The following is a 14,216-nucleotide window of genomic DNA, read 5'->3' on the forward strand; positions in this document are numbered from 1 at the left end:
TCATGCGTTGCTTCGATGGCCCCTGGGGGAATCGAAGCACGCACAGCCATGTCAGACCGCCACGATACAAGCTTCCCCGACGACGCCATTTGGGATGTCGTCGAAAGGGTTTCCCACACAATGAAGATGTCATTGATTTCTCTCGGGCTGCTGGCCGGGATGACGGGTGTCGGCTGCGCGGGTCTCGACGAGACTGACGCCGTGGCCCCCGCCGTGACGTCGGACGCGACCGCCCAGGCCACTCAAGGCCTGGTCACGCAGGTCACCGGTACCAGCCCCGTCACCTTCGTCGACTTCTCGGGCACTGAAACAAAGCCATACAATCAATCCGCAACCTCGGTGGTGGCCTACACGCGGGACTCGACCACGGGAGCATTCACGGCGTATCCGGGCTCGGGCGCCGCGGACGGAACCATCTCCGTGCCCAACGTCCCATCCGGCCGCATCTACTTGAAGCTGGGCTCGCGCTACCTGGTGAGCAGCGACCGGACGTTCGACCTGGGCTCCACCGAGTGGGGCCGCGACGGCACCTCCGTCTCGGTGCCCACGCCCATGACCATCTCGGCCACCGGCCTGTCTCCCTGGCAGTCGGGAGACTTCCTGGACGTGTATTCGTTGAACTCGGCCGCGTCCGGCTACGTCGGCGGCAATGCCACGGGACGCCCCGTGGCGGGCGCCACGTCCCTGTCCGGGCTGAGCTTCGATTACGCCACCTTGCGCAACCCCGTCCTGCTCGACGCCAGCCTCGGGGACAAGCTCTCGCTGGCGCAGATGCGCTGGCAGACCACCGCCAGTGGCGTGCCCTACCGCGCCATGCACAAGGTGCTGCTCGCGAACGTGACGCAGGTGCCGGGACAGCCCGTCACCGTCAACGGGGCCTTCACGCAGCCTGCTGCGACGGGCACCTTCTCGGTGGATTGGAGACGCTCCGCCTTTGACGCCCTCCACACCCAGGTGAACCCGGACGCGGTCAGCACGTACAACGAGATCTGGATGTCCGCGCGTCCTGCCGCGGTGAGCTCCGCACAGTCGGTCCTCAGCGGGCCGCCCTTGCTCGTGACGCTCAACCCGGATGCGCAGAAGACCGACCTCGTCACGGGGGCCATGGCCTACAACAACCCGCTTCCGGCGACGTGGCAGAAGGTGGCCTTCGCCATCGCGGGCTTCTCGAAGGACTACGTGCTGGGAAGCGCGGCGCCTTACTCCATGAACGTGGAGAGCCGCGTGGAGCAGGACGCGAGCGCCTTCATGGCCGCGCCCGTGGAGCCCCTCATCGGGCCAGTGCAGTCGCCCCAGGTGAACACGCGAGGCGCGTTCCAGAACCTCACGGGCGTGGGAACGGATGCATCGCTGCGCTGGTCGAAGCCGCTGCTTGGCACGGCCACGAACTACGTGGTGAACGTCTACCGGCTCGGCACGAGCAATGGCGCCACCACCGCCACGCGCGTGGCGGTGCTCCACACGGACCTCCAGAGCGTGTACCTGCCGCCGGATGTGCTCCAGGCGGGGCAGACCTACTTCGCTGAGATTCAGAGCTGGTACCAGCCCGGTTCGAACCTGGCCACGAGCCCGTTCAAGCGCGCGCTGCCGCGAGCCCGCGCCAGCGTGCTCACCGGCACCTTCAGCCCGTAGTCGTTGATGTTCCAGGAAGGGAGGGGGCTTGCTCCCTCCCTTCCTCACGAGGCACCTCGCCTCCTCGAGCCCGCGCCGTTGCCCGCCCGAGGGGCATGCGGGCAACGGCGCGTTTGACGCTTCCAGAGGCGACACCCGATAGTGCGCGCCGGCTCCCATGCGCACTCCCTTCTACGCCGCCTGCCCCGTCTGCGAGGCCACCGAGTCCCGCGAGGTCATCTCCTACCGCGAGCTGTCCTTCGGCCGGTGCACGGGCTGCGGCCTCATCTACAAGCGCGAGCAGGTCCCTGGCCTGGGGGATGGCTACGAGGAGAAGTACTTCAAGCACAACCGCGCCAAGTACCTGGGGCGCTGGGACCACCGCGTGCGCAAGTGCGAGCGACAGGTGCTCGCCTGCCTGGAGTACGCGCCGCACGCGAAGGACCTGCTCGACGTGGGGTGCTCGGCCGGCTACGTGCTGGAGGCCGCGCAGCGGTTGGGCCTGAGCGCCACGGGGCTGGACTACTCGCGCTTCACCGTGGACCTCTGCCGCGAGCGGGGTTACCGCGCCGAGTACGGCTCGCTGACGCAAATGCCCTTCCCGGATGCGTCGTTCGACATCATCACGCTCAAGCACACGCTGGAGCACGTGGACCAGCCCATGGGCGGGCTGCGAGAACTCCAGCGCGTGCTGCGCCCCGGTGGCGTGGCCTTCGTCATCGTGCCGGACGCGGCCTATTACAAAATCATCGTGATGCCGCGGCGGGGCCGCTCGTTCCGGCCGGACCGGCGCGGCTGGCAGCACCACGTCTACTTCTACGAGAAGAACCTCGCGGACGCGTGCGCGCGCGCGGGCATGGTGCCCGTGAAAGCGGGCAAGGACATCCTGCGCCGACGACTGGCGAAGGGGCTGCGCGCGCCCTACGAGTACGTCCGCTTCGCGTTGCAGTGGGCCTGGGTCCAGGTCTGCCGCGTCACGCACCTGCGCCGCGAAATCCAGGTCATCGCCCAACGGCCCGCCGCCACCGCGCTGCCCGAGGCCCGCACGCCAGCGCAACCCGCCGCCTGAGCGGGACCCCGCGGGCCGCGCCGCGACGCCTCACGTCTGGGCCGACCCATGGGTCGCGGCCCAGCGATGCATGGTGCACACCTCGCAGCCCATGGCCTGCCCAAGGCCTTCGTGCCGTGCTCTGGTGCGTGGAGACCCGCTGCCCAAAGTCTGGCGGCGAGACAGGAGCCCCATGCACCGCCTTCGTCCCTGGGTCGTGATGTTCGCACTGTATGGCTTTGCGAGCGCCGCCGCCCCCGCGCCCTCGGTGCGCGATCAAATCGACACCTTCGTGCGCGCGGAGCTGGCGAAGCAGCACATCCCCGGCCTCGGCATTGGCGTGGTGAGCCACGGCAAGGTCATCCTCGTGAAGGGCTATGGCTTCGCCAACCTGGAGCACGACGTGCGCGTGGAGCCACGGACGCTCTTCCAGTCCGGCTCCCTGGGCAAACAGTTCACCGCCATGACCGTGATGCTCCAGGTGGAGGCGGGGAAGCTCGCGCTCAGTGACTCGGTGAAGAAGTTCTTCCCGGACGCGCCGGCCTCGTGGGACGGCATCACTGTGCGCCACCTGCTGACGCACACCTCCGGCATCGCGGACCTCGAGGGACTGCTCGACCCTCGGAAGGACTTCACCGACGAGGAGCTGGCGCGCTTCATCTACACCCTGCCCATCGAGTTCCCCGTCGGCACGCGCTGGCACTACAGCAACACCGGCTATGACCTGCTCGGCATCATCGTGAACCGCGTCGCGGGCACCTCGTACCTCAACGTGCTGCGCGACCAGGTCTTCCGGCCCGCGGGGATGACGACGGCGCGAGGCATCAGCGAGGACGACGTCATCCCGCACCGGGCCAGCGGCTACCGGCTGGTGAATGGCGAGGTGAAGAACCAGGAGTGGGTCGCGCCCTCGCTCAACACCACGGCGGACGGCTCGCTCTATGTGTCCGTGCAGGACCTGTTGGCGTGGGACGCGGCCGTGCAGCGACGCGCCATCCTCAAGCCCGAGAGCTGGAAGGAGATCCTCACGCCGGTGCGGCTCGTGAGCGGCGCCACCTATCCGTATGGCTTTGGCTGGGAGGTGAAGGAGCGCGGAGGACAGCCGCTGCATCAGCACACGGGCGCCTGGCAGGGCTTCACCAGCGCGTTCGCGCGCTACCTCGGAGACTCGCTGTCCATCGTCGTCCTGGCCAACTCCTCCGAAGCGCACTCCGGGCTCATCGCGGAGGGCATCGCCGCCATCGTCAACCCCGCGCTCGGCCCGTCACGGCTCTCCCCCATCGAGGACCATGAGCCCCAGGTCACCGCGAGGCTCACCACGCTGCTGGGACAGGTCCGCGCGGGAACGCTCGACGCGAAGGACTTCGCCTACGTGCGCGCGAGCATGGTCCAGGAGATCGCCAAGGCCTATCAGGCGTACTTGAAGCCGTTCCCGCCCGAGGGACCGCTCGTGCTCGCGGAGCGCACCACGGTGGGCGATGACCGCGTCTACACGTACATGGTGGCGTTCGGCCCGAAGACGCTCCGCTACAGCGTGACGCTCACCCCGGACGACCGGATCGCCTCCCTCCGGCTGCGCGAGAAGTAGCCGCGCGCGCCCAGGCCCAACGCCAGCGACAGGAACAACGCCAGCGGGCCCAGCCAGTCTCCCCACGCCAGCGCCAGCGACGTCAGCGGCGCTGTCGCGGGGACACTCAAAGGCAGGCTCGCGCGCTGTTGGTCCTCCACCTCCGCGAGCACCGCGCCCGTGGGGTCGATGAGCGCGGAGATGCCCGAGTTCGTCACGCGCACCTGGGGTCGGCGCGTCTCGATGCTGCGGAAGGCCGCGTGCATCAAGTGCAGCCGAGGCGCGGGCGTGCCGCTGAACCACGAGTCGTTCGACAGCGTCAGCAGCAGCTCCGCGCCTTGCCGGACCTCCGCCGCGACGTAGCTCGGGAAGATGGACTCGTAGCAGATGAGCGGCGCGACCTTGAGCATGCGGCCATCCCGCAGCCGGAACGTCACCGCGCGCGGCCCCGGACCTCGCTTCCAGTAGCCCGTCCACGGCAGCCACGCGCGCAGCGTGGGCGAGTCCACGGACTCGGGCACCCACTCCGTCAGCGGGAACAACATCGTCTTGCGATACGCCGTCTGCGCAAGGCCGCCGTGGCCATCGGGGCCCAGGAACATGGCCGCGTTGAACTCGCGCTCGCCTTCCAGGTCATACGTGCCGAACACCAGCGGCACACCGGCCCGCGTGACGAAGGCGCGAATCTCATCATCGAGCGCCGCGCCGTCATCGCTCTTCGCCACACCGAACGTGGTCGGGTACACCGTCTCCGGCCACACGAGCAGATCCACCGGGCCGCGCTGCAGCACCGCGTCCGATAGCGCGTAGTGCGTGTCCAGGATCATCCGCACCACGTCGTAGGTGCCGCGCTCCGCCGCGAGCTTCTCGTAGTTCGTGATGTTGGCCTGCACCGCGCCCACGCGCAGCCCGGGCCCCGGCGCCACCGCCGCGCGAACCTGACGCAAGCGCACCGCGCCATACGCCAGACATCCGAGCACCACCGCGAGCGCCACCGCCACGGGCCGCACCGCGCGCCGGGCCCCTCCCACTCGCCATCCCTTCAGCGCCGCGAGCACGCACTCATTGACGAGGAGCACCACCAGCGTGAGGCCCGGGACACCCGCCACGTCCGCGCCCTGTCGCAGCCACTCGGAGGGAGAGAGGCCGTGGCCCAGCGTCTCCGCGAAGAGCTTGGGCACCCCCCACTCGGTGCCCAGGTACGCGAACACCGCCACCGCGGGAGGCAGCCACGCGCCGCGCGCATCCTCGCCCACCGCGCGACGCGTCCACAGGCGCGCCAACGCGAAGGTGAGGAATTGAGGCTCCAGCACCGGAGACAGCGCGAGGAACACGGCCCAGCACACCCACGCGGGCGCGCGCGCATACGCGGCGATCGCCTCCGGGAACCACCCGAAGACGGCGGCGTTGAAGCACACGCTCAAGAGCAGCGCGGGTCCCCAGGCCTCACGGGCCGAGCGCGCCGAGTCCACCACCGCGAGCCACGGCACCAGCGCCACCCAGGCCAGCACCACCCACGGGACCTCCATGCGCGAGACGAGCCACAACATCCCAGCGGTCGCCAAGACGGCCAGGAAGGACCACGCCCCCCGCCTCGACAGACTCACGGAGCGTTCCCCGCCTCTTCCTTCGGCAGCTCCAGCATCTGGATGGGCATGCCCGCGGGCGCCATCTCCGCGGGCACCACGCGGTTCTCCGGCAGCGCGAGCGGCTGCCCGTTCGCATCGAGCGGCTTGTAGTCCGGATGGAACATCAAGATGGGCGCCACGCTCTCGCCGTTGTCCGTGGCCTGGTAGTGGCGCATGTAGCCCGGAGGCAGCTCGAAGCCCTCGGGCACGAGGATGCCGCGCTTCAACGGCTTGGTGCCGCGCTGGTACAGCCCCGTGCCCGTGGGGCCCGTGTACGGCGCGGCCTGGGGCGCGGGCGGCTCGCTGGGCGACTCGACGGGAGGGGTCTCGACGCGCGGCGCGGGGCGCGATGGCGGCGGTACGGGCGCGCGCGCCACGTGCGGCGCGGGCTCGGGGAGCGGCTCGACAGTCCGAGGCATCTCCGCGAGGGGAGGTGACGCTTCGACCTCGGGCGTCGAGGACATCAACCAACCGCTCAACACCAGACATGCCACGGTGAAGACGAGCCCACCGCCGACAATCCAGAGCGCCGCGTGGCTCTGTGAGCGCGCGGGCGCGACGCGGGTGACTCCGTCAGAATCGATGCGGCGCTCGGGCGATGGAGACGACGACCGCATGTTCGCTGAGGACCTCCGGGCTGCGTATGCTACGGAGCCCCTTCTTCCGAGGCAATCGACCGCGCCTCGTCACCCGACTGAATGCGCCGCATGAACGCGTCCACCGTGCCCGTCTCCGCCGCGCCCGAAGCCGTCGACTCCGAGTCCTCGCACACAACCTTCGCGGTCCATGCCTACCCCTCCGCGCTGCGATGGCTAAGCATGCTCGCGCAAGGCGTGTCGTTGGGCAGCATCCTCTTCTTCACCGCGCAGTTGCTGGGGGACGTCGTCTCGGGCACGCAGACCGTGCAGCCCGGCCCGGTGGGGCGCGGACTCGTGCTCGGGGGGCTCCTGCCGCTCGCGCTGGTCGTGGCGCTGCGTGCGCTCACGCGCGCCCGCGTGGCCGTGGAGTCCTCACGGCTGGTGCTCACGCTGCGCAGCGGCGAGCGCTTCGAGATTCCCTTCGAGTCCCTCTCCAGCGTCCGCCCCGCCTGGGTGCCCTTGCCCGGTCCGGGCCTCACGCTGCGCCTGCGCACGGGGCGCACCTTCGGCCGCTTCCTGGAGACGCAGGACCCCGCGCCGCTGCTCGACGCGCTCGCGCCCCATGGCACCCTGGGCGCCGCGCGCACGCATCCGCTGGTCCGCTATGCCCAGGCGCGACAGGCGATGTGGCTGCGCCGTCCGCACCAGCTCGCGCTGAAGCACGTGGGCGTGCCGCTCATCATCACCGGCGTCTTCTTCCGCGCGCACCAATACATCGCGTTTGGCGGCTGGCTGGGCGAGTACCAGATGCACGGGCTGGCGGCGTACCTGAAGACCTTCGGGCGCTTCTGGGTGCCCGTGATGCTGAGCCTCGTGCTGTATGCGTGCTTCTGGCGCGTGCTCGCGGAGCTGCTGTCGTTCAGCGCGGCGTGGCTGGGCCCCCGGTGGGCGCGCAACACGCGGCGCGGCGCGGAGTGGCTGTGCCGGCTCGCATACTACGGGGGCCTGCCCGCGCTGCTCCTCGTGCGCTTCTACCTCATGTGAGCCACTTCATCTGAGCCGCTGGAAACGCGAAGGGCCCCCGACCCACACGTGAGTCGGAGGCCCCAGCGCTGCACGTCAACTCACGGCGTGGCCGGGTTGTACGTGGACATCGACCAGCCCATCTTCTCGTGGCCGAACTGGTTCCAGATGGGGTTCTTGCCACCGGCCATCTGCGCGTCCGTGTACGCCGGCGCGGCCGAGCCGGAGCCCGAGCCCGAGAACCAGTTCAGGCTGACGGTGCTGCCCGAGTAGGTCGGGTGCGTGTCATCCGACTGGAGGTAGTCGTAGCTGGTGCTGGCGTTGGCCAGGTGCCCGTTCGAGTCGCGGATGGTGGAGCGCAGCGTGGTGGTGATGCGCGTCACGTAGTCGGCCTCGGACTCGCCCTCGACGTAGCGCAGGCCGTCCACGTCCACCTTGCCGTCGCTGTTCGAGTCGTACTCGGCGCCCATCATCTCCGCGAAGGAGTCCGAGCACTTGAAGCCATACTTCGTGGCCAGGCTGCACGTGCGCCAGTTGCTGCGCGCCAGCAGCGGCAGGAACTTGGCCTGCTTGTTCACCTTCTGGCCCGTGGCCGAGTCGGTGCAGCCCGTCAGCGTGTTATCCGCCGCATAGCCCGGGTAGTAGATGTTGGAGACAATCTTCACCTTGGCGGTGGTCGCGTACTGGTTGATGGCCTGCATGGCCTTCTCCGTGTACGAGGCACACGCGGACAGGGCGCTCTCCAGGCCGCTGTAGTCACAGGTGCCGGTCTGCCCCGCGAACGCGCTGCGCGCCTGGAGGTAGTCATTGCCACACATCTCGAACACGACGGCGCGCGTGTTCGTCGCCTGCATGTACGACTTCTCGGAGACAATCTTGTTGTTGTAGATGTCGTCCGCCTTCGCACCGGACTTCGTGCGGCGCACCACCTCCACGTTGCTGCCCCACGTCTTCGCGGCGTACTCGCCCTGAATCATCGGCGCCGCGCGACGGGCCACGTCAAAGATGCCGCCCTCGTAGCCGGCGTAGATGGAGTCGCCGTACGCGACGATGCGGTACGTGGACGACGCCGAGCGGTTGATGGTCCACGACGTGTTCTGATTGATGGTGCTCGCCATCGCGCTGCCGCTGACGGTGGCGGCCGCGACCATGGCGGCGAGGGACAGCCTGCTGCGCCGAACAGACATGACCTGCTCCTTGTCGTTTCCGACGGAGGGGGTGGGGTGAGGGGCGCGCAGGCTACAGGGGGTTGATTGGAGAATCACCACCGAAACCCGCAAAAGCGACTCAATGTGAAATTCATGACGCAGTGTTCCAGGGATGACGCAAGCGGCCCCGTGATGACGCGTTGTTTCACGCACCGAGGGCCTACACTGCGCCGCGTGGAACTCTCTCGGAGCGCGCGGGCGCTGGCGCAGTGGTTGTCGTTGGGCAGTGTGGTGGGCGGGGTGTGCGGCGTCGCGTCCGCGGTCTTCCTGTACTTGTTGGAGAAGGCCACCGAGTGGCGGGTGGGCCACGAGGAGATGGTCTACCTCTTGCCCGTGGCGGGGCTCGTGCTCGGGGCGCTGTACGGGAAGTGGGGCCACTCCATCCGAGGCGGCAACAACCTGGTCATCGACACGGTGCACGAGGGCGACGCGCAGATTCCGGTGCGCATGGCGCCCATGGTGCTCTTGGGCACGGTGCTGACCCATTTGTTCGGAGGCAGCGCGGGGCGCGAGGGCACCGCGGTGCAGATGGGCGCGAGCCTCGCGGATGCGATCGCGCACCGGCTGCGGGTGACGGTGGAGACGCGGCGCGAGCTGTTGGCGGCGGGCATCGCGGGCGGCTTCGGCTCGGTGTTCGGCACGCCCATCGCGGGGACGGTGTTCGGGCTGGAGGTGGTGTGCGTGGGGCGGCTTGGCTACGAGGCGCTCCTGCCCGCGCTGGTCGCGGCGGTGGTGGGTGACCTGGTGACGCGCGGGCTGGGCATCCACCACACGGCCTATCCCATCCCCGCGGCGCTGCCGCTGACGTGGCCGCTGGTGGGCAAGTGGCTGGTGTTCGCGGTGGCGGTGGCGGGCGTGGCGGTGCTGTTCGTGGAGGGCACGCACCGGATGAAGAAGCTGCTCGAGCGGCGCGTGCCGTGGCTTCCGGTGCGCATGGCGCTGGGCGGGTTGGGCGTGGTGGCCCTGTGGAAGCTGGTGGGCACGGAGGACTACCTGGGGCTGGGCGTGCCCGGCATCCTGCGCGCGTTCCAGGACCCGACGCTGCCGGGGACAGCGTTCGCGTGGAAGCTGGTGTTCACGGTGGTGACGCTGGGCGCGGGGTTCCTGGGCGGCGAGGTGACGCCGCTGTTCTTCATCGGCGCGGCGCTGGGGAACCTGCTGGCGCGGGTGCTGAACCTGCCGGTTGAGATGGGCGCGGCGGTGGGGATGGCGGCGCTGTTCGCCGCGGCGGCCAACACGCCGCTCGCGCTGTCCATCATGGCGGTGGAGCTCTTGGGCGGCACGGTGCTGCCCCACGTGGCCATCGTCGCGGTGGTGGCGTACCTGCTCACGGGCCACCGGGGCATCTATCCCGCGCAGCGCATCGCGAGGTTGAAGCACGGCGGCCCGCTGCTGGAGCGACTCACGCCGCTGCGCGAGCTGTCCACCCAGCCCGCGAAGACCCCCGAGCCCACGAAGCCCGCCGCCGCTCCGGGGCCCTGAGACGCTCGGGGACGTGAGCGACTCGGCGACCACGCGCGGGAGCATCCGCGAGCGGACCGGGCGCGGGGCCTATCGCTTCGCGCGGGCCTTGCGCACCGGGGCCTTCTTCACGACCGCGTCGTCCGGGCCCAGCAGCCGCCCATCCTGCGCATGCAATTGCAGCCGGCGCACGGGCCGCTCGGCGGGCAGGTCCACCAGCACGGAGCGGTCCTCTCCCGGCGCGAAGCAGTGGTCCTCACCCCATTGCCGCAGCCCCACCACGACGTGGAAGAGCCCACGGCCCTTCGGCGTCAACACGTACTCTTGATACGCGCTCCCATCCGACGCGGGCGCGAGCTCCAACACCCCCTCCGCCACGAGTGAGCGCAGCCGAGTCGCCAGGATGTTCTTCGCCAGGCCGAGGCTCTTCTGGAACTCGCCGAAGCGACGAAGCCCATCGAACGCATCCCGCACGATGAGCAGGGACCAGCCGTCGCCCACGGCATCCAGCGCCCGAGCCACGGGACAGGGCGTTCCTTCCAACCGGGTCCGCTTCATCCCTGGAACCTAGCGGCCCCCAATCTGGTTGCAACCTGAAACCACCCTCGCTACTTCTTGACTGGTTTCAAAACGAAACCACATGGCGAGGTGGCGAGGATGCGGCTGGAGCAGCACGGTGCGTTGGGCGAGCAGTCGAGCGGTGTCGCGGAGACGCGCGCGGGCGTGGGGGCCGCGCCTCCGCTGGCTCGCTCGGTCGTGTTGCTGTTCGCGGTGGCGTGTGGGCTGGCGGTGGCGAACGTCTATTACGCCCAGCCGTTGCTCCAGGCGATGGCGCTCGAGTTGGGCATCCCCTCGGCGTCCATCGGGGTCGTCGTCATGGTGACGCAGGCGGGTTATGGGCTCGGGTTGTTGTTGCTGGTGCCGCTGGGGGACGTGGTGGAGCGCAGGCGGCTCATCGTCGGACAGCTCCTGGTGTCGGTGGGGGCGCTGCTCCTGGTGGGGTTCGCGCCCTCCCGTGGATGGCTGCTGGTGGGCATGGCCGTGGTGGGGCTCCTCGCGGTGGTGACGCAGGTGCTCGTGGCCTTCGCGGCGACCCTGGCGTCGCCTGAGCAGCGCGGAACCGTGGTGGGCACGGTGACGAGTGGCGTGGTGCTCGGCATCCTCGTGGCGCGCACGGTGTCGGGCGGGGTCTCGGACCTCGCGGGCTGGCGCGCGGTGTATCTGTTCTCCGCGCTCCTCACCCTGGGGATGGCGGCGGCGCTGTTCCGAGTGCTGCCCCGACACGCCCCGCCCAAGGAGACGCCGTCGTATTCGCGGCTGCTGCGCTCGGTGTTCGACTTGTTCGCCCAGGAGCGCCTGCTTCGAGTTCGAGGCGTGCTCGCGCTGCTGATCTTCGCGGCGTTCAGCACCTTCTGGACATCCCTCGTGCTTCCGCTCAGCGCGCCACCCCTATCCCTGTCACCGACTCAAGTGGGCCTGTTCGGATTGGTGGGAGCCGCGGGAGCGCTGGGGGCCGTGAGAGCGGGGCAGCTCGCGGACCGAGGATGGGGACAGACGACCACGGGGAGTGCCTTGGTGCTCTTGTTGGTGTCGTGGCTGCCCATCGGGCTCCTGGGCCACTCCCTGCAAGCACTGGTGGTGGGAGTCATTCTCTTGGACCTCGCCATCCAAGCCGTGCACGTGACCAACCAGAGCATGCTCTACAGCGTGCGCCCCGAGGCGCGCAGCAGGCTCGTCGCGGGCTACATGGTCTTCTATTCCGTGGGGAGCGGAGCAGGCGCCCTCGCCTCGACACTCGTGTATGCGCGCTGGGGATGGACAGGGGTCTGCGTGCTCGGCGCGAGCTTCAGCGCAGCCGCCCTGGTGTTCTGGGCGCTCACCATCATCGAATCGGCATCGAATAGGCATTAAACAGACATCAATTCACGAACCCCAGAGACAGACTCGCGCTCGGGGATGTTTTTTTGGGTTCCGAGATGACACGTTTCGAAACATCAGACACGCTGTCTCATGCTCTCGTTCGGAATCGGACTGATTGCCGCAAGTGTTCTCGGCACTGCCACCGACGCGCCCATCACCGCGGTCACGGTCTACGGAGACCGTGCTCGCGTGGTGCGAACCGCGACGGTGAATCTCTCGGGGACACAGCATGTGGACTTCCCGCTGCTGACCGCGCCCCTCGACCTGGACTCCGTGCATGTCGAGGCGCGCGGGGCGGACGTGTCCCGCGTAGAGGTGCGCCGCGTGAACATGGGCGCGTTCTCCGAGGAGGCCGCGCGCAAGCTGCTGGCTTCGATGGAGCGCGTGGAGCGATTACAGGTGCGCAACCGGGATGAGACCGACGCCTACCGTGCTCAGCTCGCCGCCATCCGCGGCATCCAACCCACACCCTTGGGCGCCAAGGAGTCGCCGGGGGCCTCCGCATCCACCGCGAGAGGAGACCCGACAGCGTGGAGCACCGCCACGACATTCCTGGGTGACACCACCGCGAAGCTGAATGCCCGGCTGCGCGAACTCGAGCGCCAGGCGGCGACACTGACCGAGGAGGCGAAAGGTCTCCAGCGGCAAGCGGCGGAGTTCGCCCTCGCCCCGAGCCATTCCGCCGTGAAGGTGGCCGCCACGCTCGCGGGCACAGGCTCCGCGGAGCTGCGGCTCGCCTACGTCACCCGGGATGCGCGGTGGACCCCCGCCTACGAGTTGCGGCTGGACCCCGATGGTCAGCGCGTCCGCGTCGCGCTCCAAGCACAGGTCAGTCAGGAGACGAGCGAGGACTGGGAGTCGGCGGCGCTCACGTTGAGCACGGCCAATCCCGCCACCACCCAGCCTTTGCCCAGACTCGCGACCTGGTCGATTGGCTCGACCGAGCGCTTCATCCCCACGCCCGTCTCGACCGGGGCGCCACTTCCGCCCCAGCCCACGACACCTGTTCGTGAGAGCACCCTCAGCGAAGAGGCGGTGCTGAGGCAGGAACTCCTGACCCGCGCGGGGACTTCCGCGGCACCCGGTGCGAAGCCCACCCCTCTCGCTGTCGCCCAAACACCCCGGCCCCCACCCGCCAATCCCCCCGTTGGGGAAGGGAGCTTCGTGGGCACCATCACCAGCGCGGAGTCTCGAAAGCCATTGCGAGACGTAGTCGTCAGCGCAACCTCTTCATCGCTGGAGTCGGAACGAGACACCGTCACAGACACCCAAGGGAGATACTCCCTGGCCCATCTCCCTCCCGGGACCTACACCCTGCGGTTTGAGAGCGAATCCCTCCGTCCCTATGCCAGGGCAGACATCGCGCTCCGCGCGGGCTCATCTCTCATGGTCAACGTGGAGATGCTCCCTGATTCCTTTACTCAGATAGTCGTCACCGCGGTCAGCGCGACCGAGGCGCCAACACCGGGTCCACAGCTTCGCATGGCAGCCCCAGTCGGCACCTGGCAGCCCCCGCTGAATCCCCACTCCCCCGCCGCGCTCGCGGGCGGATATGACCTGACCTTCTCCGCTCGGGCCCGCGAGACGATTCGCAGCGGACAGGGCTCCCGCGCCATCCCGCTGTTCGACGACACGTGGCCCGTGGACGTGCGGCGCGTGGCCTTCCCCGCGCTCTCGTCCGAGACCTACCTGGTCGCGGACCTGAAGGGCCCGGCCACGGGGATCCTTCCGAGCGGAGCAGCCACGCTCGCGGTGGGAGACGACCCCGCGGGAACCGCGCAGCTCGACCTCGTCATGCCAGGACAACCGTTCACGCTGCCCCTGGGCATGGACCGCGCGGTTCGCACTGCCCGAAACGTGCGCGTGGCGCAGTCCGAGAAGGGCTTCCTCGGCAAGGACGAGGTCGCGACCTACGAGGTCTTCATCGAGGTCCCCAATCCCTATCACTCGCCCCTGCGCGTTCGCGTGGTGGACCAGTTGCCGCTCAACACCGATGGCAACGTGCAGGTGGAGTTGCTGCGCAGTGAGCCCGTGGCTCGGCAGGAGTCCAGCACGGGCGTACTGCAATGGGAGATGGTGGTCCCCGCGTCCAGCAAGTCCACGGTCTCCTTCCAATACTCCCTGAGCCGGCCCAAGGGCTGGCGCCTGCAGCAGCTTCCGTGAGGCGCATCC

Annotated in this window: 10 protein-coding genes and 1 pseudogene; 7 read left to right on the forward strand and 4 right to left on the reverse strand. The window is 69.0% G+C overall.

The window, feature by feature from the left end:
• Positions 1-120: 120 nt before the first annotated feature.
• The 3 genes from JGU66_07820 (at position 121) to JGU66_07830 (ending at position 4,247) form a co-directional block, all read left to right on the forward strand.
• On the forward strand, positions 121-1,632 hold the full coding sequence (locus tag JGU66_07820) for an ABC transporter substrate-binding protein (protein MBJ6760668.1): 1,512 nt from the start codon (positions 121-123) through the stop codon (positions 1,630-1,632).
• A 157-nt stretch (positions 1,633-1,789) separates the two neighbouring features.
• Positions 1,790-2,680, forward strand: coding sequence for a class I SAM-dependent methyltransferase (locus JGU66_07825; protein ID MBJ6760669.1), 891 nt, complete (start codon positions 1,790-1,792; stop codon positions 2,678-2,680).
• Positions 2,681-2,852: 172 nt separating this feature from the next.
• Positions 2,853-4,247 (forward strand): beta-lactamase family protein, encoded by a 1,395-nt coding sequence (locus tag JGU66_07830; protein ID MBJ6760670.1) that lies wholly within the window; start codon positions 2,853-2,855, stop codon positions 4,245-4,247.
• On the opposite strand, the gene lnt is transcribed toward JGU66_07830, so the two are convergent.
• Entirely contained in the window at positions 4,187-5,776 is a 1,590-nt protein-coding gene (gene lnt, locus JGU66_07835) for an apolipoprotein N-acyltransferase (protein MBJ6760671.1), read from the reverse strand. The two genes, JGU66_07830 and lnt, sit on opposite strands and share 61 nt — an antisense overlap.
• A gap of 53 nt (positions 5,777-5,829) precedes the next feature.
• Complete coding sequence (locus JGU66_07840; protein ID MBJ6760672.1) at positions 5,830-6,471, reverse strand: hypothetical protein; 642 nt, start codon at positions 6,469-6,471, stop codon at positions 5,830-5,832.
• Between JGU66_07840 and JGU66_07845 the strand changes: the two are divergent.
• A pseudogene (locus JGU66_07845) lies at positions 6,470-7,476 on the forward strand (hypothetical protein). The gene JGU66_07840 and the pseudogene JGU66_07845 sit on opposite strands and share 2 nt — an antisense overlap.
• A gap of 80 nt (positions 7,477-7,556) precedes the next feature.
• Here JGU66_07845 and JGU66_07850 read toward each other — a convergent pair.
• Positions 7,557-8,642 carry an SGNH/GDSL hydrolase family protein gene (locus tag JGU66_07850; GenBank protein ID MBJ6760673.1) on the reverse strand — a complete coding sequence of 362 codons (1,086 nt, stop codon included), beginning with the start codon at positions 8,640-8,642 and terminating at the stop codon, positions 7,557-7,559.
• A 195-nt stretch (positions 8,643-8,837) separates the two neighbouring features.
• Between JGU66_07850 and JGU66_07855 the strand changes: the two genes are divergently transcribed.
• A complete protein-coding gene (locus tag JGU66_07855) occupies positions 8,838-10,145 on the forward strand; it encodes a chloride channel protein (protein ID MBJ6760674.1) in 1,308 nt (435 codons plus the stop codon).
• 69 nt (positions 10,146-10,214) lie between these two features.
• Here JGU66_07855 and JGU66_07860 read toward each other — a convergent pair whose 3' ends face one another.
• Positions 10,215-10,682, reverse strand: coding sequence for a helix-turn-helix transcriptional regulator (locus JGU66_07860; GenBank protein ID MBJ6760675.1), 468 nt, complete (start codon positions 10,680-10,682; stop codon positions 10,215-10,217).
• A 99-nt stretch (positions 10,683-10,781) separates the two neighbouring features.
• On the opposite strand from JGU66_07860, the gene JGU66_07865 reads away from it, so the two are divergent.
• Both JGU66_07865 and JGU66_07870 read left to right on the forward strand, forming a co-directional pair.
• Entirely contained in the window at positions 10,782-12,035 is a 1,254-nt protein-coding gene (locus JGU66_07865) for an MFS transporter (GenBank protein MBJ6760676.1), read from the forward strand.
• Positions 12,036-12,134: 99 nt separating this feature from the next.
• The gene (locus tag JGU66_07870; protein ID MBJ6760677.1) at positions 12,135-14,207 is read left to right on the forward strand and encodes a mucoidy inhibitor MuiA family protein; all 2,073 of its coding nucleotides are present in this window, start codon (positions 12,135-12,137) and stop codon (positions 14,205-14,207) included.
• The last annotated feature ends 9 nt before the right edge of the window (positions 14,208-14,216 follow it).

The sequence above is a fragment of the Myxococcaceae bacterium JPH2 genome, assembly GCA_016458225.1.
Taxonomy (GTDB): Bacteria; Myxococcota; Myxococcia; order Myxococcales; family Myxococcaceae; genus Citreicoccus.

Excerpts from the sequence above, each read along its gene's own strand:
- JGU66_07865 (MBJ6760676.1), top strand. The coding sequence starts at position 10,782 with ATGCGGCTGGAGCAGCACGGTGCGTTGGGCGAGCAGTCGAGCGGTGTC.
- JGU66_07820 (MBJ6760668.1), top strand. The coding sequence starts at position 121 with ATGAAGATGTCATTGATTTCTCTCGGGCTGCTGGCCGGGATGACGGGT.
- JGU66_07870 (MBJ6760677.1), top strand. The coding sequence starts at position 12,135 with ATGCTCTCGTTCGGAATCGGACTGATTGCCGCAAGTGTTCTCGGCACT.
- JGU66_07860 (MBJ6760675.1), bottom strand. The coding sequence starts at position 10,682 with ATGAAGCGGACCCGGTTGGAAGGAACGCCCTGTCCCGTGGCTCGGGCG.
- JGU66_07830 (MBJ6760670.1), top strand. The coding sequence starts at position 2,853 with ATGCACCGCCTTCGTCCCTGGGTCGTGATGTTCGCACTGTATGGCTTT.
- JGU66_07825 (MBJ6760669.1), top strand. The coding sequence starts at position 1,790 with ATGCGCACTCCCTTCTACGCCGCCTGCCCCGTCTGCGAGGCCACCGAG.
- lnt (MBJ6760671.1), bottom strand. The coding sequence starts at position 5,776 with ATGTTGTGGCTCGTCTCGCGCATGGAGGTCCCGTGGGTGGTGCTGGCC.
- JGU66_07840 (MBJ6760672.1), bottom strand. The coding sequence starts at position 6,471 with ATGCGGTCGTCGTCTCCATCGCCCGAGCGCCGCATCGATTCTGACGGA.
- JGU66_07850 (MBJ6760673.1), bottom strand. The coding sequence starts at position 8,642 with ATGTCTGTTCGGCGCAGCAGGCTGTCCCTCGCCGCCATGGTCGCGGCC.